General features: G+C 59.3%; 17 protein-coding genes. 6 read left to right on the forward strand and 11 right to left on the reverse strand.

Annotated elements, in window-relative coordinates; translation table 11 throughout:
• Positions 1-39: 39 nt before the first annotated feature.
• The 3 genes from pncA to sppA form a co-directional block, all read right to left on the reverse strand.
• Positions 40-681: a bifunctional nicotinamidase/pyrazinamidase gene (pncA, locus tag IM290_RS09900; RefSeq protein ID WP_193041551.1), complete on the reverse strand. Its 642-nt coding sequence runs from the start codon at positions 679-681 to the stop codon at positions 40-42.
• A 9-nt stretch (positions 682-690) separates the two neighbouring features.
• A complete protein-coding gene (ansA, locus tag IM290_RS09905; RefSeq protein WP_023303507.1) occupies positions 691-1,707 on the reverse strand; it encodes an asparaginase in 1,017 nt (338 codons plus the stop codon).
• A 62-nt stretch (positions 1,708-1,769) separates the two neighbouring features.
• Positions 1,770-3,626, reverse strand: coding sequence for a signal peptide peptidase SppA (gene sppA, locus IM290_RS09910; protein ID WP_032653247.1), 1,857 nt, complete (start codon positions 3,624-3,626; stop codon positions 1,770-1,772).
• 167 nt (positions 3,627-3,793) lie between these two features.
• Between sppA and IM290_RS09915 the strand changes: the two genes are divergently transcribed.
• From IM290_RS09915 to IM290_RS09925, 3 genes are all read left to right on the forward strand, one after another.
• Positions 3,794-4,345 (forward strand): NAD(P)H nitroreductase, encoded by a 552-nt coding sequence (locus tag IM290_RS09915; RefSeq protein WP_039271074.1) that lies wholly within the window; start codon positions 3,794-3,796, stop codon positions 4,343-4,345.
• A 116-nt stretch (positions 4,346-4,461) separates the two neighbouring features.
• Positions 4,462-5,505: a selenide, water dikinase SelD gene (gene selD, locus IM290_RS09920; protein WP_193041552.1), complete on the forward strand. Its 1,044-nt coding sequence runs from the start codon at positions 4,462-4,464 to the stop codon at positions 5,503-5,505.
• 4 nt (positions 5,506-5,509) lie between these two features.
• Entirely contained in the window at positions 5,510-7,432 is a 1,923-nt protein-coding gene (locus IM290_RS09925) for a DNA topoisomerase III (protein ID WP_017384681.1), read from the forward strand.
• Positions 7,433-7,545: 113 nt separating this feature from the next.
• Here IM290_RS09925 and gdhA read toward each other — a convergent pair whose 3' ends face one another.
• Positions 7,546-8,889: an NADP-specific glutamate dehydrogenase gene (gene gdhA / locus IM290_RS09930; protein ID WP_193041553.1), complete on the reverse strand. Its 1,344-nt coding sequence runs from the start codon at positions 8,887-8,889 to the stop codon at positions 7,546-7,548.
• Positions 8,890-9,114: 225 nt separating this feature from the next.
• On the opposite strand from gdhA, the gene IM290_RS09935 reads away from it, so the two are divergent.
• A complete protein-coding gene (locus tag IM290_RS09935) occupies positions 9,115-9,387 on the forward strand; it encodes a YnjH family protein (protein ID WP_047729123.1) in 273 nt (90 codons plus the stop codon).
• Here the strand turns inward: IM290_RS09935 and IM290_RS09940 are convergent.
• Positions 9,347-9,763, reverse strand: coding sequence for a pyrimidine (deoxy)nucleoside triphosphate diphosphatase (locus IM290_RS09940; protein WP_017693607.1), 417 nt, complete (start codon positions 9,761-9,763; stop codon positions 9,347-9,349). The genes IM290_RS09935 and IM290_RS09940 overlap by 41 nt on opposite strands.
• Positions 9,764-9,838: 75 nt before the next feature.
• Here IM290_RS09940 and IM290_RS09945 point away from each other — a divergent pair, with 75 nt between their 5' ends.
• Together IM290_RS09945 and IM290_RS09950 are read left to right on the forward strand one after the other, a co-directional pair.
• Complete coding sequence (locus IM290_RS09945; protein ID WP_032670967.1) at positions 9,839-10,411, forward strand: carboxymuconolactone decarboxylase family protein; 573 nt, start codon at positions 9,839-9,841, stop codon at positions 10,409-10,411.
• A complete protein-coding gene (locus IM290_RS09950; protein WP_096205801.1) occupies positions 10,401-11,018 on the forward strand; it encodes a CDP-alcohol phosphatidyltransferase family protein in 618 nt (205 codons plus the stop codon). Before IM290_RS09945 ends, IM290_RS09950 begins: the two co-directional genes overlap by 11 nt.
• Here IM290_RS09950 and IM290_RS09955 read toward each other — a convergent pair.
• From IM290_RS09955 to xthA, 6 genes are all read right to left on the reverse strand, one after another.
• Positions 11,015-12,322: a sulfurtransferase gene (locus IM290_RS09955; RefSeq protein WP_045334130.1), complete on the reverse strand. Its 1,308-nt coding sequence runs from the start codon at positions 12,320-12,322 to the stop codon at positions 11,015-11,017. The two genes, IM290_RS09950 and IM290_RS09955, sit on opposite strands and share 4 nt — an antisense overlap.
• A gap of 73 nt (positions 12,323-12,395) precedes the next feature.
• A complete protein-coding gene (locus IM290_RS09960) occupies positions 12,396-13,016 on the reverse strand; it encodes an ATP-binding cassette domain-containing protein (RefSeq protein WP_015570760.1) in 621 nt (206 codons plus the stop codon).
• The gene (locus tag IM290_RS09965) at positions 13,016-14,545 is read right to left on the reverse strand and encodes a thiamine ABC transporter permease (protein WP_193041554.1); all 1,530 of its coding nucleotides are present in this window, start codon (positions 14,543-14,545) and stop codon (positions 13,016-13,018) included. Before IM290_RS09965 ends, IM290_RS09960 begins: the two co-directional genes overlap by 1 nt.
• The gene (locus IM290_RS09970) at positions 14,518-15,687 is read right to left on the reverse strand and encodes an ABC transporter substrate-binding protein (RefSeq protein ID WP_074174254.1); all 1,170 of its coding nucleotides are present in this window, start codon (positions 15,685-15,687) and stop codon (positions 14,518-14,520) included. The genes IM290_RS09965 and IM290_RS09970 overlap by 28 nt, the downstream gene beginning before the upstream one ends.
• Before the next feature lie 6 nt (positions 15,688-15,693).
• Positions 15,694-16,377, reverse strand: coding sequence for a TVP38/TMEM64 family protein (locus IM290_RS09975; protein ID WP_045344210.1), 684 nt, complete (start codon positions 16,375-16,377; stop codon positions 15,694-15,696).
• A 6-nt stretch (positions 16,378-16,383) separates the two neighbouring features.
• Positions 16,384-17,190 carry an exodeoxyribonuclease III gene (gene xthA, locus IM290_RS09980; protein WP_015570756.1) on the reverse strand — a complete coding sequence of 269 codons (807 nt, stop codon included), beginning with the start codon at positions 17,188-17,190 and terminating at the stop codon, positions 16,384-16,386.
• Between the last annotated feature and the right edge of the window lie 360 nt (positions 17,191-17,550).

The raw sequence follows: 17,550 nt of genomic DNA on the forward strand, positions 1-17,550 counted from the left end.
AGGCTGGGTAAGGCGAAGCCGCCACCCGGCTAAAAAAACTTACGCCTGCGTCTCTATCCAGTCAGCCAGCGTATACAGCGTTGCGCCTTCTGCGGCCATATCCATAAACGCCTGGGCGCTGTCCTGCGGCTGAATATTCACCCCGCGACAGCCGTCGGTGATGACATTCACGGTATAGCCCAACTGGAGCGCATCCAGCACGGTGAACTTCACGCAGTAATCCGTCGCCAGGCCCAGCACAATCAGCTCGGTGATCTCATGGTGGCGCAACCACGCGTCCAGCGCCGTCTTCTGACGATGACCGTTATCAAAGAACGCGCTGTAGCTGTCGATGGTTGGGTTTTCACCTTTGTGGAACACCGCGTCGATGGCCTTCTGGTTCAGCAGCGGATGCAGCTCAGCGCCCTCCGTCTGCTGCACGCAGTGATCGGGCCAGAAGGTTTGCGCCAGCCCGTCCAGTTCGCCCTGGCTGTAAGGCTCAACGTTGTGCTGGCTGGCAAAGCTGCCGTGGTTTGCCGGATGCCAGTCCTGACTCGCCACCACCGCTTCACCACGAGCTTTACACCACTCAATCAGCGAATTCGCGACGTCTACGGTGCTGTCGCCTTCCGCGACGGCCAGTGCACCGCCCGCACAGAAATCATTTTGCAAATCGACCAGTAACAGGGCGCGTTGCTTCATGGGACCTCCTTATTCGTCCGGCGTCAGTTCACCGCGCAGGTTTTGCATCATGGCGCGGCGAATGGAATCAATATCCAGATCCTGACTCAGTAAATAGTGAAGTTTAGTCAGCGTTGCCTCAACGGTCATATCGAAACCACTGATCACCCCAGCGTGCGCCAGGGCATTACCGGTGGCGTAGCCGCCCATATTGACTTTGCCGGACATACACTGGGTGAGGTTGACCACCACAATCCCGCGATCGCTCGCCTCCTGGAGCTCTTTCAGGAATTCACCGTTCTGCGGGGCGTTACCCACACCATAGGAGCGCAGGATCAGCGCCTTCACCGGCTGGCGCAGGAAGTTGCGCACCACGTCAGCGGAAATACCCGGATAAATCGTCACCACGCCGATCGGCTGCGGGGTGATGGGGTGAACGATCAGTTCGCCTGCGGTATTTGGCGCGGGCGGCGTGCCCAGACGACGGATATGGATCCCCGCTTCCAGCAGCGGTTGCAGGTTAGGTGAGGCAAAAGCGTCAAAGCCATCGGCGTGCGCTTTAGTGGTACGGTTCCCGCGGTACAGCCGGTTGTTGAAGAACAGCGTTACCTCGTTGATCGGGTAATTAGCGGCCACGTACAGGGAGTTAAGCAGGTTGATCTGCCCGTCTGAACGCAGTTCCGCCAGCGGGATCTGCGAGCCGGTCACGATGACGGGCTTGCTCAGGTTCTCCAGCATGAAGGAGAGCGCCGAGGCGGTGAACGCCATGGTGTCGGTGCCGTGCAGGATCACGAAGCCGTCGTACTGGTCGTAATGGGCTTTAATATCGTCCGCAATATGCTGCCAGTCTTCCGGCGTCATGTCGGAGGAGTCCATCAGCGGCTCATATTCGTGGATGGTAAAGTCCGGCATTTCCGGACGGTGGAATTCAGGCATCAGCGCCAGCTGGCGCTGCAAGTGGCCGGAAACCGGGATATAGCCATTTTCTGAGCGCTGCATACCGATGGTACCGCCGGTATAGGCGACATAAATTGATTTCTTCTGCATGGTAATGAGTTCTTGTTCTTCAAAAGAAAAAATCCCCTCTTCACGGGAAGAGGGGACGGTTTTTAACGCACGTTCGCACAGGTCAGGCAAAACGCGTAGCGGCTTTGTGGATCATTAAAGGCTGCGAGCTTGTCGCTCTCCGCTTTCATGGCTTTCGCCGCGGTCGCCACCGGCGCCGGCAGATAAGCCTGAAGCGCGTCCGGCAGCATGGCACGAACGGAGCCGGACATGCTGTCCATGACCATATCGAAGAACGTTGGTTCGTCCTGATAATAGTCCACGTGCCACTGCTTGAGCTTCGCCAGCTCCGCCGCTTTCTTCACGGCGTCGTCGAAGTCACCCAGGCTGTCTACCAGGCCGTTGCTCTTCGCGTCCTGGCCGGTCCAGACGTGGCCCTGAGCGATCTGGTCAATCTGATCGGGCGTCTTTTTACGGGAGTCCGCAACCAGCGTGATGAAACGTTTATAGCCACTCTCAATGCTGAGCTGCATCATCTCAGACACCTCAGGCGGCAGGGATTTGGTAACGGACACGTCCGCCAGCGGCGAGGTGGAGACGCCGTCGGTGTGGACGCCGAGATAATCCAGGCTGTTCTCTACGGTGTTGATCACGCCGAAGATGCCAATCGAGCCGGTCAGCGTGCTTGGGTTAGCCACAATGTAGTTGGCTGGCGTCGAGATCCAGTACCCCCCGGAAGCCGCCATGCCGCCCATCGAGACCACTACCGGCTTGCCCGCGGCGCGCGCGGCGGCCAGTTCAGCACGGATCACTTCAGAGGCGCTGACGCTGCCGCCAGGGCTGTTCACCCGCAGGACAATCGCCTTCACTTTCGGATCCAGGCGCGCATCGCGGATCTGCGACGCGGTGGTGTCCCCGCCGACGTTCCCCGGCGTTTCTTCGCCGTCCATAATGGCCCCGTTAGCAAACACCACGGCGATGCTGTCACCGCTGTCGTCCGGCTTTTTCGCGGCGTAGTCATACATGCTGATGGCGCTGTAGTTTTTATCCTCTTTACTCCAGCCGAACTGTTTGGTCAGCGCTTTTTCAATTTCAGCGCTGGAACCCAGCTGATCGACCAGTTTGTTATCAAGCGCGTATTTCGCTGTATCGCCGTCCACCTTGCGCAGGCCGTCCAGCACGCCGCGCGCGCCCGGGAAGACCTGCTCAGCGGTAATCTGACGGTTAGCGGCAATGGTGCCGAGGTAGTTCTGCCACAGCTCGCCAATCCAGCGGCTGTCCGCTTCACGGGCGGCAGGGGACATATCATCGCGGATAAACGGCTCCACGGCGGATTTATAGGTCCCGACGCGGAAGACGTGGGTGGTGACCTTCAGCTTGTCGAGCAGCGATTTGTAGTACAGACCGTTAGTGGCGAAGCCATGCAGATCGACCGTGCCCTGTGGCGACAGCCAGATCTTATTGGCAAAGCTCGCCAGATAATATTGTCCCTGGGTGTAGCTGTCGCCAATGGCAATAACCGGTTTACCGCTGTCGCGGAATTCGCGCAGCGCCTTACCGATGTACTGCATTGACGGCTGATCGGCGCCGGCAAAATCTTTCAGGTCCAGCACGATACCGGTAATGTTACGATCGTCTTTAGCCTGACGGATGGTGTCGACGATATCAAACAGGGAGTTTTCCTGAAGACGGTCTGACGTTGCGCCGAACAGCTGGCGACCAATCACGCCCAGACGGTTGCTGGTCGATGGCTTATCAACAATCACCCCGGTGATATCGAGTAACAGCGCGCCGCGCGTCGAATGCTGCGACTGGTTTGCGTTGCTGATATGCATCCAGATACCTGCGCATACCAGGACCAGGAAGATGAAGAAGATGTTCATCACCAGGTTGCGGACGAAGTTGAGCAGTCGCCACGTCCATTTAAAGAAACCGGCAAAGATTCGCCAAAGGGTTCGCATGTATTCTCCCTAACCAGAAAAGGACTGTTTCCGTCGCCACGGGACGGTAATGTGCGGTTATCGTAATGACCCAACCGCCACTTGTCAGCAGGAATCGCCTGCCACGCTGTAACAAATTCTGCTGTCGTGTTAATTTTGTGAGTAAATTTCATGAAAGGAGTTAACCAATGGACGCACTTGAACTGCTTGTTAACCGTCGTAGCGCTTCCCGCCTGGCCGAACCGGCACCCGTCGGCGAGCAGCTGGAAAACATTCTGCGTGCCGGAATGCGTGCGCCGGACCATGGCACATTGCAGCCGTGGCACTTCTTTATCATTGAAGGCGAAGGGCGCGACCGCTTCAGCCAGCTGCTGGAGCAGGGGGCTGTTGCCGCAGGCCAGGATGAGAAGGGGATTGATAAAGCCCGCAACGCGCCGTTCCGTGCGCCGATGATCATCGCGGTAGTCGCAAAATGTCAGGCCGATCATAAAGTGCCGGTCTGGGAGCAGGAGATGTCTGCCGGTTGCGCGGTAATGGCAATGCAGATGGCCGCCGTCGCGCAGGGCTTTAACGGCATCTGGCGTACCGGGCCGCTGACCGGGAGCACCGCCGTGCGGGAAGGTTTCTCCTGCGGCGAACAGGATAAAATTGTCGGCTTCCTCTATCTCGGCACCCCGCAGCTTAAAGCTTCCAGCACCATTAGCGTGCCGGACACCACGCCTTTCGTCAGCCGTTTTTAATCACCCGCGCTAAACTGTCTGGATTCTGAGCATCCGCCGCAGAATTCAGACAGTCATACTTACCTCTTTATGGAATGAGCGCTACCATAGCGCGATTGAGATGACAGGAGACGTCCATGAGCGAGCAAACCATTCGTTTAACGCAATACAGCCACGGAGCCGGTTGCGGTTGTAAAATTTCCCCGAAAGTGCTGGAGACCATCCTGCACAGTGAGCAGGCGAAGTTTGTCGACCCGAACCTGCTTGTCGGTAACGAAACGCGTGACGATGCAGCGGTTTATGACCTGGGTAACGGCACCAGCATTATCAGCACCACTGACTTCTTTATGCCGATTGTCGACAACCCGTTCGACTTCGGACGCATTGCGGCCACCAACGCCATCAGCGATATCTTTGCGATGGGCGGTAAACCGATTATGGCGATCGCCATTCTGGGCTGGCCGATTAACACCCTCCCGCCGGAGATTGCCCGCGACGTGATCGAAGGCGGACGCTTTGCCTGCCAGCAGGCGGGTATTGCCCTGGCCGGTGGTCACTCTATCGATGCGCCGGAGCCGATCTTCGGCCTGGCCGTCACCGGCGTGGTGCCGACCGAGCGCGTGAAGCGCAACAGCACCGCGCAGGCGGGCTGCAAGCTGTTCCTCACTAAGCCGCTGGGCATTGGCGTACTGACCACTGCCGAGAAGAAATCCCTGCTGAAGCCCGAGCATATCGGTCTGGCAACGGAAGTGATGTGCCAGATGAACCTCGCCGGTGCGGCATTCGCCAATATCGACGGCGTGAAGGCCATGACCGACGTGACCGGTTTTGGTCTGCTGGGGCACCTCTCTGAAGTCTGTCAGGGCGCGGGCGTGCAGGCGCAGGTCTGGTATCAGGATGTGCCGAAGCTGCCGGGCGTGGAAGAGTACATTGCTCAGGGCGCAGTGCCGGGCGGGACGCAGCGCAACTTCGCCAGCTACGGCCATTTAATGGGCGAAATGCCGGAAGCGTGGCGTAACCTGCTGTGCGATCCGCAAACCTCCGGCGGCCTGCTGCTGGCGGTGACGCCGGAAGCTGAAGCTGACGTTCAGGCGAAGGCTGCCGAGTTTGGCATCACCCTGACGGCCATTGGTGAGCTGGTGACCGCCCGCGGTGGTCGCCCGATGATTGAGATCCATTAATTCGATGCGGTTGTTTATTGCCGAAAAGCCGAGTCTGGCGCGTGCCATCGCCGATGTGCTGCCCAGGCCGCATCGCAAAGGCGACGGCTTTATCGAATGCGGTAACGGGCAGGTGGTCACCTGGTGTATCGGTCACCTGCTTGAACAGGCGCAGCCGGATGTCTACGACAGCCGCTACGCCCGCTGGAATCTCAACGATCTACCGATTGTGCCGGAAAAGTGGCGTCTCCAACCGCGTCCTTCCGTCACCAAACAGCTCAACGTCATTAAGCGCTTCCTGCATGAGGCGACGGAAGTGGTCCACGCGGGTGACCCGGACAGGGAAGGGCAACTGCTGGTCGATGAAGTGCTGGACTACCTGGAGCTGGCGCCGGAAAAGCGCCAGCAGGTGCAGCGCTGCCTGATCAACGACCTCAACCCTCAGGCGGTAGAGCGGGCCATTTCACGCCTGCGCGCCAACAGCGAATTTATTCCCCTGTGTGTCTCCGCGCTGGCGCGTGCCCGTGCGGACTGGCTATACGGGATCAACATGACCCGCGCCTACACCATTCTCGGGCGCAACGCGGGTTATCAGGGCGTACTCTCCGTCGGTCGTGTCCAGACACCGGTGCTGGGGCTGGTGGTGCGTCGCGACGAAGAGATCGAAAATTTCGTCGCCAAAGACTTCTTCGAAGTCAAAGCGCATATCGTCACGCCGAAAGACGAACGCTTTACCGCCGTCTGGCAGCCAAGTGATGCCTGTGAGTCATATCAGGACGAAGAGGGACGGCTGCTGCATCGCCCGCTGGCGGAGCACGTGGTCAACCGCATTACCGGCCAGCCCGCAATCGTCACCAGCTATAACGACAAACGGGAAACGGAGCCCGCACCGCTGCCGTTCTCCCTTTCGGCGTTGCAGATTGAGGCGGCTAAGCGCTTTGGTCTTAGCGCGCAGAACGTGCTCGATATCTGCCAGAAGCTCTACGAAACCCACAAGCTGATCACCTATCCGCGTTCGGACAGCCGCTATCTGCCGGAAGAACACTTCGCCGGACGCCACTCGGTGATGAATGCCATTGGCGTCCATGCGCCGGATCTGTTGCCGCAACCGGCGGTAAACCCGGATACCCATAACCGCTGCTGGGACGATAAAAAAGTCGATGCTCACCACGCGATAATCCCGACGGCGCGCACCAGCAACGTCAACCTGACCGACAACGAAGCAAAGGTCTATAACCTGATCGCGCGTCAGTATCTGATGCAGTTCTGCCCGGACGCGGTGTTCCGCAAGTGCGTTATTGAACTGGAGATTGCCAAAGGCAAATTTATCGCCAAAGCGCGTTTCCTTGCAGAAGCGGGCTGGCGCACGCTGCTCGGCAACAAAGAGCGTGACGAAGAGAACGACGGCACGCCGCTGCCGGTCGTGGCCAAAGGCGACGAACTGCTGTGCGAGAAGGGCGAAGTGGTTGAACGACAAACCCAGCCGCCGCGCCATTTCACCGACGCGACGCTGCTGTCGGCCATGACCGGCATCGCCCGCTTTGTGCAGGATAAAGATCTGAAGAAGATCCTGCGCGCCACCGACGGTCTGGGCACGGAAGCGACCCGCGCGGGGATCATCGAACTGCTCTTTAAGCGCGGCTTCCTGGAGAAAAAGGGACGTTACATCCATTCAACAGAACCGGGCCGGGCGCTAATTCATTCGCTGCCGGAGCTGGCCGCCAGGCCGGACATGACCGCGCACTGGGAGTCGGTGCTGACGCAGATCAGCGAAAAGCAGTGCCGTTATCAGGACTTTATGCAGCCGCTGGTAGGGACGCTTTATCAGCTGATTGACCAGGCGCGCAGTACGCCAGTGAAGCGATTCCGGGGAATGGTCGCCCCGGGCGGCGGGGCGAAGAAACCGTTCAAAAAGAAGAAAAGCGCAGCCAAAAATACAACCGCTTAAACCGTAGGCCGGGTAAGGCGAAGCCGCCACCCGGCGAAAGCCCCTCTGCGGCCTGAAAAAAGCCCGGTGGCGCTAACGCTTACCGGGCCTACAAGGGCGAGAATGCAGCGAAACTAAATCACACCCTGTCCGATCATCGCATCGGCCACCTTCACGAACCCGGCGATATTCGCCCCGCGCACGTAGTTAGTTTGCGAGGCCTCGCCGCCGTACTCCACGCAGGCGTGATGAATATCGAGCATGATGTGGTGCAGACGGACATCCACTTTCTCTGCCTTCCAGCCCATTCTCGCGGCGTTTTGCGCCATTTCCAGACCGGATGTTGCCACGCCGCCAGCGTTCGCCGCCTTGCCTGGCGCAAACAGCACGCCCGCGTCCAGGAACAGGTCGGTCGCTTCAATAGTGGTGGGCATATTTGCCCCTTCCGCTACCGCTTTCACGCCATTGCTAATCAGCGTCCGGGCGGCATCCACGTCCAGTTCGTTTTGCGTCGCGCACGGCAGGGCGATATCCACCGGCACGCCCCACGGCTGTTTACCTTCCAGATAGGTCAGGCCAAACTCACGGGCATAATCCGCTACCCGACCGTCACGGCTGGCTTTGATTTCGCACAGACGCGCCAGTTTTTCTGCCGTAAAGCCAGCTTCATCCACCACGGTACCGCTGGAGTCGGAGGCGGTCACCACGCGCGCGCCAAACGCCATCGCTTTCTCGATAGCGTACTGCGCCACGTTGCCGGAGCCGGAGACCGCCACGCGCATCCCCTCGAAGCTCAGCCAGTGACGCTTAAGCATCGCTTCAGTGAAATAGACCAGACCATAACCCGTCGCTTCCGGGCGAATCAGGCTGCCGCCAAACGACAGACCTTTGCCGGTAAAGACGCAGGCGCTGTTGTTGGAGAGCTTTTTCATCATCCCGGCCATAAAGCCCACTTCACGCCCCCCCACGCCGATATCCCCGGCAGGAACGTCGGTGTCCGGCCCAAGGTGGCGATAGAGCTCAGTGACCAGCGCCTGGCAGAAGCGCATCACTTCGCCTTCGCTCTTGCCTTTCGGATCGAAATCACTCCCGCCTTTACCGCCGCCCATCGGTAGGGTAGTGAGCGCATTTTTAAAGGTCTGCTCGAAGCCGAGGAATTTCAGAATCGACAGGTTCACCGAGGGGTGGAAGCGCATCCCGCCCTTAAACGGCCCAATGGCGGAGTTAAACTGCACGCGCCACGCGCGGTTGACCTGCACCTGATTGCGGTCGTCCACCCACGCCACGCGGAACTGGATGACGCGCTCCGGCTCTACCAGACGTTCAAGCAGCGCCATCTGACGGTAACGCGGGTTTTCCTCAAGGAAGGGCCACAGGGTGGTCATGACTTCACGAACGGCCTGGGCAAACTCGCTTTGGTGCGGGTCGCGCTGCTGAACATGGGCAAGAAAGCTTTCCAGAGAGCGTGTCTGATCCATAGATATAAGAACCTCTTATAATAATTTATGCGTGTGGCGTAGATGTTTTGTGTCGTTTTTTTGACTATACCACCCGCACCGCTTTGAGAGGCAAGCAGAAATTTATGCCGCAAGGGAAATTAATGACAGGGCGCGAGTCATAACCAAAAGCGATGACGAGATAAATTAAAGATCCCGTCCGGATCGACCGTTATAGATATAAACGATGCAAAGGAAATAAAGTCTATGAACCGTTACGCAATGGCCGCGTTATGTTTGATGGTGTCCACCGGGGCACAGGCTGACCGCATTCGCCCGGATGTCGAGGTCAACGTGCCGCCAGAGGTCTTTAGCGCTGGCGGCCAGCGTGCGCAGCCGTGTAATCAGTGCTGTATCTATCAGGATCAAAACTATTCCGAAGGCGCAGTGGTCAGGGCAGATGGCGTGCTGTTGCAGTGCCAGCGTGATGAACGCACCCTCAGTACAAACCCGCTGGTCTGGCGTCGCGTAAAAGAATAAACGCCTCCAGCAGCGGTATATCCGCCGGGGCTAAAGCATACGTGAACGCGTCTTCTGGCGTGCACCATACCAGCGCCGAGTGATAATGCGCCTTCAGCTGACCGCTAAATTCAGGCACATGCCAGGCGTGGAGGTGAATCAGCCGCTGCGACACCTCCCGCTGGTGGCTTGCCACATACCGCGCGGGCACGGCCTCAATGCCGAGCTCTTCGCGCAGTTCGCGGATCAGCGCTTCCGGCTGGGTCTCACCGGCTTCAACCTTCCCGCCTGCAAATTCCCACATTCCTGGCTGATCGGCATGTTCGGGACGCTGCGCCAGCAAAATCTTGCCCTCTTTTTCGAGGATGGCCGCAACCACATCGAGTGTTTTCAGCATGTTCGTCAATAATTAATAGCGAAAAACGACATATTATCGTGCCCTTCCAAAGAGTCCAGTCATCAGGAGAATCAGGTGAAAGAGACATCCGCCTGGGTTGCGCCCATGGAAACCCTTCCCGTCAGCCTCAGCCCCATCGCCGCCATGCAGAAAAAACACTTCGGCGCGGTGCTGAACCCCACGCGCTGGTGGGGGCGTATGCCGCGTCTTTTCTGGCTGGTGGCGCTATTTGTCGGCTATCTGGAGCGGCGCAAGGCGCGTTTGACGCCGGTTCTGCGATCGCTACTAATGACGCGGATCTCGCAGATCTGCCACTGCGCATTTTGTATTGATGCCAACAGCCTGCGTCTGGCCGAGCGGAGCGGGGCGCTGGATAAAGTGCAGGCCGTCAGCGACTGGCAAAATTCCACCCTGTTCAGCGAAGAGGAGCGCGCGGCGCTGGCCTATGCGGAAGCGGTCACCGCCACGCCACCTCAGGTGGATGAAAATATCAAAAGTCTGCTGAAGCGCCACTTTACGGAAGAGACCATCACCGAAATGACGGCTCTGATTGCCTTTCAGAATCTTTCCGCCCGCTTTAACGCCGCGCTGGATATCCCGGCTCAGGGGCTGTGCGCCACGTTTAAAGGTAAACCGCATGCTGGATAAACATCTGCACCCCCGACTGAAACCCGGGTTAAATCAGCTGGCCGCCGCGCTGGATAGACCGTTTATCACGCCTGATGGCTTAACGCTCGCCGGGTTTGCGATTGGCGTGCTGGCGTTACCGTTTCTGGCGCTGGGCTGGTATCCGGCGGCGCTGATCGCCATTGTGCTGAACCGGCTGCTGGATGGTCTGGACGGCGCGCTGGCGCGTCGCCGTGGCCTGACGGACGCGGGAGGATTTCTTGATATCGCCCTCGACTTCCTGTTCTACGCCCTGGTGCCGTTTGGCTTTGCGCTGGCCGCTCCGGCTGATAACGCGATCGCCGCCGCCTGGCTGCTGTTCGCTTTTATGGGGACGGGCAGCAGTTTTCTGGCCTTTGCCGCGCTGGCGGGGAAGCATGATATCGACAACCCCGGCTATGCGCACAAGTCGCTTTATTACATTGGGGGATTAACGGAAGGAACGGAGACCATCGCGCTGTTTGCGCTGTGCTGCCTGCTTCCGGCGCATTTCGCGCTGTTTGCCTGGACGTTTGGCGCATTGTGCTGGCTGACCACCACAACGCGCATCTGGAGCGGTTATATCACGCTGAAATCACTTCCCCGCTAGCGTGCGCTCTCCGGTCCGCGCTCGCCGGTGGAGACCGGGTTCTGCGGATGGCTGCTCCATTCGTACCAGCCGCCGTCGTAGACGGCAACGTTCTGCCAGCCCATGGCGCGGGCGTACATAAAGGCTTCAGACGCGCGCCAGCCGGTACCACAGTAAAACGCAACGTGCTGCTCCGGCAGGATATTCCATGTTTTCCACATGGCGGCAATATCATCGGCGCTGCGCATGGTGCCATCCGGATTGTGGAAATCTTCCATGTGGGTCGCGTCGCTGCCTGCATGGCCCCAGCGCGCACCGGCAATTTCACCTTTTGGCTTGATATAGCTGTAGCCGCTGGTTTCACCGATAAACTCTGGCCAGGAACGAATGCTCACCAGCGAGGCGTCCTGACGGTGCAGCATTCCCCGGGCCTGCTCCATATCCACCATCAGCCGGGGCTGGCCCGGGATCGGCGCGCCAAAATCAGGGGCTGGCTTCACCTTTGCAGGCGTTCCGCGCTCAACGGGCAGGCTGGCGTCGGACCACGCCTTCCAGCCGCCATCCAGAATTCGCACATCCTTCACGCCCGCGTAGAGCATGATCTGCGCCACGCGCGCGGCGGCATACACGTCACGACCGTACAAAATGACGGTGGTATCGTGACGGATCCCGTGCTTCGCCAGCATCGCTTTCAGCTTTTCGTCAGAGACCTTATTCCACAGCGGTTCGCTTTCCACCTCATTAGTGTCGATATAGCCCGCACCGGGAATGTGGCTCAGGAGATAAAGCTTCGGCGCACCCCAGCCAGCCTCGATCACCTTCCACTCTCCGGCTGGTGCGGCGGTAACGGGTTTGCCCTGCTGCAACTGGCGGATCCACTGCGGATAAACCAGCTGTTCGAAATGCGCCAGACGTTGCAGACGGTCGGATTGTTGCAGGGCATCGCTCAGGGTGGAGACGTGGGTAAAGCCCGCTTTCTCCAGCCGCGCTTTGACGGTCTGGTTGTCATCATCGTTGCCATAGAGCGCAACCGGCATGTCTGGCGTAAGCCGATGTTGTTTTGCCCAGCCGCTGAGCTGTTCATCGCTCATTGCCCCAAGCCAGCTGGCAGAGAGATTAAGCGCGGCGGGTTCATGCCCGGACGTTCCGCTCAGGGTCTGCGGCCAGCCGTTAAAGAACGCACTGACGCGCGTATCAATTACCGCGCCGTTTTGCGCCTGGAGCTGGTCCAGCGTGAGGGAGTGGGGCATATCAGCCGCCGTGGAGGAGAGTGAGGCGAGGCCGCAGAGCAGGGCCAGCGCGGTCAGTTGAGAAACACGTTTCATCGAAAAACCTGACGTCATTAAAAGAGGGGGGCATTGTCGTCTCTCCTGAAGCCAAAAACATTGCGTTAGCACATTATTGCCAGCGAGAAATCTCAATCACCTCGCCGCCGGGCGGAATATCGTCCTCATCATGCGTGACCAGCACCACCGGGATCCTGCGCTGGCGAGTAACCTCGAATACCCACGCCCGGAATGAGGCGCGCAGCGTTTTATCCAGTCGACTGAACGGCTCGTCGAGCAGCAATGCCTGCGGCTGGGCGAGAAGAGCGCGCAACAGGCTGACCCGGGCGCGCTCGCCGCCGGACAGGGTCGCCGGATCGCTGGCGTAGTGGTTTGCCAGCCCGGCAGTGTCCAGGGCCTGTTCTACCGCGTTGCGGCGGGCGCGCCCGACGATGTGCGCCGGCAGCGCCAGCATCAGGTTTTGCCCCACGCTGAAGGCGTCAAACAGCAGGGCATCCTGAAACAGAATGCCGATCCCGCGCGTTTCCACGGGAAGCATATCGCAGCGGCGATCGTTCAGCCACAGCTCGCCGTGCGCCTTAAAATCAGCGGATAACGCCCCCACCATCCAGGCGAAAAGGGTCGATTTCCCGCTCCCGGAGGGCCCCATCAGCGTGACAATCTCCCCCGCCGGGACGCGGAAGTTGACCTCACGGAAGAGTGGCGCAATGGTGAGATTTTTCACGTTCAGCATTAACGTAATCCTTGTCTGTGACGGCCCACGAGCCGGGAGAGCAGCGCGGCAAGGGCAAATACGCTGCTGGTCAACAGCAACAGACCCAGCGCCCGGCTGGCGAGGATCGGAATGCCGCCGCCGCTGCTGAGGGCGACCGCCTCCGTCGTCAGGGTGGTGAAACGTCCCGCTCCCAGCCAGAGGGTGGGCATGTACTGGGCCATGCTCACGGAAAAGCCGGTGGCAAAGGCCAGCAGGGCCGGACGAACCATCAGGGGGCATTTCACCAACCAGAAAATTTTCGCCTGTCGCCAGCCCAGCGTTCTGGCGGTGAGGATAAGCCGGGGATCGAGCCTGCGCCAGGCCGGTTGCAGCACCAGGAGCATCCACGGGAGAACCCAGAGCATATGGCTCCAGAGCACCGCAGCGTACTGGCCGTCGATGCCCAGCCACAGCGCCACGGCATACTGCCCGGACACGAGGGGCAGCGCCGGGAGGGCGAGCGGCAGCCAGACCCACACCGCGCCGCGCTGGGGTCCCCACTCAAGCCAGAGCATGAGGATGGCCAGCGCTGTCAGGCTGGACAGCAGTCCCAGTGAAAGGCTGTCGCTGACGGGGCCGATGTCGTCCCGGCGTGCCAGCATCAGCAGAACCAGCGCACAGAGCACGCCGCACAGCGGCAGTAACCCGCCCAGCGTCCGTGCGGGCAGCGCAGTATGCGAAGCGCGACGAACTCCGGAGGGGTCACGCTGGGCGCGCCGCCATGCCGTCCAGAAGCCGTATCCCACCGCGGCAAGCGCGGCCAGCAGCAGGAGCAACACCAGACACAGCAGCGTTCCCTTTGTTTGCTGTTGTGCATCGCCCTGGGCGAGCCACTGCCAGGCCAGTACCGCCAGCGTAGGCGGGTTGCCTGGCCCGAGCACGATCGCCACATCCACCACGGAAAGCGACCAGGCCAGCACCGCCAGCATCACGGCGCCCAGCGCGGGGGCGATTGCCGGGAGGACGAGCCAGTTGAGCGCCTGCATTCGTCCGTAGCCGAAGGTATGCAGGACAATTTTCTGCTGTGCGAGACGCTTTTCAGGCAGCGCGGCGTAGATTGCCCACAGAACGAACGCGCTCTCTTTGACCGCAAGCGTCAGGCCAAGCCCGATACCGTAGCGGTCAAGCTGCGGCGAACAGACCGTACAGATCCGGTAAAACTGCCCCCCTTCCGCAAACAGCAGCAGCGCGCTGGTGGCGAAGGCGACGTGCGGCACGGCTAACAGCCACGGCAGACGGGGGCTCAGGCGCTGCCAGCCTTCACCCGGCCAGAGAAGCGCAAGCAGGGTCAGGGCGATAAACAGTGAGCCCAGCGTCGCGATAAGCGTGGAAACCAGCGTGGCGGCCAGCGCCTGCGGCAGCTGCGGGTCGGCAAACAGCGTCGCCCAGTTGCCGGGAGAAAACGCCGGGGCCAGCAGCATGCCGCTGGCGGGAAGCAGTGGCAGATAGATGACCGCCATTGCCGCCCAGACCAGCCCGCTTAGCGGGTTCCGTAGCGGCGAAGCCATTCCTGCTCCAGGGCGTTAACCCAGGCGGCGTGAGGTTCGGGAAGTACATCAGGCGTGCCTGAGGGGGTAAAGGCGCGAAGCTGTTTTGCCGCTTTCGCAGGCAGTTTTTCGCCATCCAGCACGCTCGGGTCACCCCAGATGGCAGGATTAGCTTTGCGGATCTGCGCCTGTGGTGACAGCAGGAAATTGGCCACCACTTTCGCACCTGCGCTCGCGCTGGCGTTTGCCGGGATGGCGACAAAATGGACGTTGCCGATCATGCCTTTGAGAAAGCCGAAACTGTAGCTGTCGGCAGGCAGTTCACCGCTCGCCACCTTTTGCATCGCATGGGCGGGGTTAAAGGTGAGCGACAGGTTCAGACTGCCGCTGGCCAGCAGCGTATCCATGCGCGCAGGCGACGGAGGAAAATCGTTCCCTTCGCGCCACAGCAGGGGGTGCAGCGTATCAAGGTAATCCCACAGCGGCGCGGTGACCTGCGCAAAGGTTCTGTCTGGCGCGTTTTTTAACGCCTCCGGATGGGCGGTCAGCGCCAGCAGTAGCTGCTCAAGAAACGCCGTGCCGGTAAAATCCGGCGGTCGCGGATAGCTCACCTTGCCAGGGTGCTGTCGGGCGTATACCAGCAGCGCGTGGGGATCTGCCGGTGGTGTCGGCGTACTCGCTTTACGGGCGATAAAGGTTAATTGCGCGCCGCCCCACGGGGATTCTGCCCCATCGGTCGGGATGGCAAAATCTTCCGTTACCGGTTTACGGGTATCGACGTAGCGCCAGTTGGGCAGGGTTTGCGCCCAGCCGGTGAGCAGCAGGTTTGCCGCTTTCAGGTTGCGGAAGTTTTCCCCGTTTACCCAGAGCAGATCCACCGACCCGTTACTGCTACGTCCTGCGGCATGTTCCGTCTGGATCCGCTTCACCGCGTCGGCGGCATCGGCCAGATGAACGATCTTCAGGTTGACGGCGTAGTGCGTTTTCATCTCGCCGCTTACCCAGTCGAGGTAGCGGTTAACGGCCTCGTCACCGCCCCAGGCGTTAAACCAGACGGTCTGCCCGGTGGCCTGTTGCTGAATGGATTGCCAGCTCTCTGCGGCGAAGGCAGAGGTTGCCAGCAGCAGACTCGTCAGAAACGCGCAAAAACGCACCCGGCGCATAATGCCTCACTTTTTAATCGAAGGGATGTAACGGGAAAACAGCCAGCGAGTGACCAGCGGTAATAACCCTAATAGTGTAAAGGCGAACAGCAGTCCCGGCGACAGAATATCGCGCAGCGCGGTGAGTTTCCCCAGCTCGCGTCCGGCGTTCAGATAAATGACGGTGGCAGGTAGCATTGCAAGCTGGCTGACCCACCAGTAGTGACGCACCCTGAGACGGGTTAGCCCCATCAGCAAATTGACCAGAAAGAACGGGAACAACGGCATCAGGCGCAGGGCAAAAAGGTAGCGTGCGCCGTCGCGATCCATCCCCGCATCTATCGTGCTCATCTGTGCGGCAAAGCGCCGTTGCACCCAGTCGCGCAGCAGATAACGGCTGACGAGCATGGCAAGCGTGGCGCCGAGCGTCGAGGCAAATGACACCAACAGCGTCGCCTCCCACAGGCTGAAAAGCGCCCCGCCGAGCAGCGTCAGAAGCGCGGCTCCGGGGATCGACAGCGCGGAGAGCAGAACGTAAACCGCAAAATAGATCAGCGCGCTCTGAAGAGGCGCCTGCTCCACACGATCGAGCAACGTTTGCTGGTGCATTTTTAGCGTGTCGAGGGAGAGCATGCCTGGAGGAAGCAAAACAACGGTCAAAACAAATGCGCCCAAAAGGGCGCACAGGAGACTGATTTTTTTAATATTCACTGAAGTTTACAGCTTGAACGTTGCCCATACCGGCGCATGGTCGGACGGCTTTTCCATACTACGGATGTCATAGTCGATACCGGTTTCGATGCAGCGTTCGGCCAGGGGGGCGCTCGCCAGCAGCAGATCAATACGCAGGCCCCGGTTGTCATCGAAGCCTTTAGAGCGATAGTCAAACCACGAGAAGCGATCCTGCGTCGCCGGGTTAGCCGTGCGGAAAGTATCCACCAGCCCCCAACCCAGCAGGCGCTCCATCCACTCGCGCTCCTCCGGCAGGAAAGAGCATTTGCCGGTGCGCAGCCAGCGCTTACGGTTCTCTTCGCCAATACCGATATCCAGATCCGTCGGGCTGATATTCATGTCGCCCATGATCAGCACCGGGTTTTCTTTTTTGAGTTCGGTTGTCAGGTAGTTTTGCAGATCCTGATAAAACTTCGCTTTGGCCGGGAATTTGGTTTCATGATCGCGGCTTTCACCCTGCGGAAAATAGCCGTTGATGACGGTCACATTGCCGAGCGCGGAAGGAATTTCCGCCATGATGATGCGGCGTTGCGCCTCTTCATCGTCACCCGGGAAGCCACGACGCACCGACACCGGCGTATCTTTGGTCAGCAGCGCAACGCCGTAGTGGCCTTTCTGACCGTGGTAAAAAACGTTATAGCCCAGCTTCGCTACCTCTTCGAGCGGGAACATATCGTCGTGAACTTTTGTCTCCTGCAAGCCGATCACATCTGGCTGATGTTGCTCAACAATCGCTTCAAGCTGGTGAGGGCGGGCACGCAGGCCGTTGATATTAAAAGAGACAAATTTCATAGTCGCTGCCAATGCAAGGTGAATAGTGCAAGGATGGTAGCAGAATTTACGTCGTCTGTTATCCGCTTCGCCCAATTACTGCGACAGATAATGCCGACGGTGCAATATTTGCACCATTTCGGCGCGTTTTGCCCTCGAACAGGGCATAAAGGACCGATAAATTTCGCGAGCGATCACAATTCCAGAATTATATTTGGCCTCTGCATACTCTTTCTTGTTTTCATGCGGCAAAGCGCCGCTTGTCGTAAAAATATTCACTATTTATGCATTAACAGTGAATAGCTCCATATTGTAACTCATTGATATTCTGTTACCCCAACCCGTTTATGCATTTTTATCGCTGGCTGGCACGAACGCTGC

Origin of the sequence: Enterobacter cloacae complex sp. S1 (assembly GCF_014930525.1) — a bacterium.
Taxonomy (GTDB): domain Bacteria; phylum Pseudomonadota; class Gammaproteobacteria; order Enterobacterales; family Enterobacteriaceae; genus Enterobacter; species Enterobacter hormaechei_C.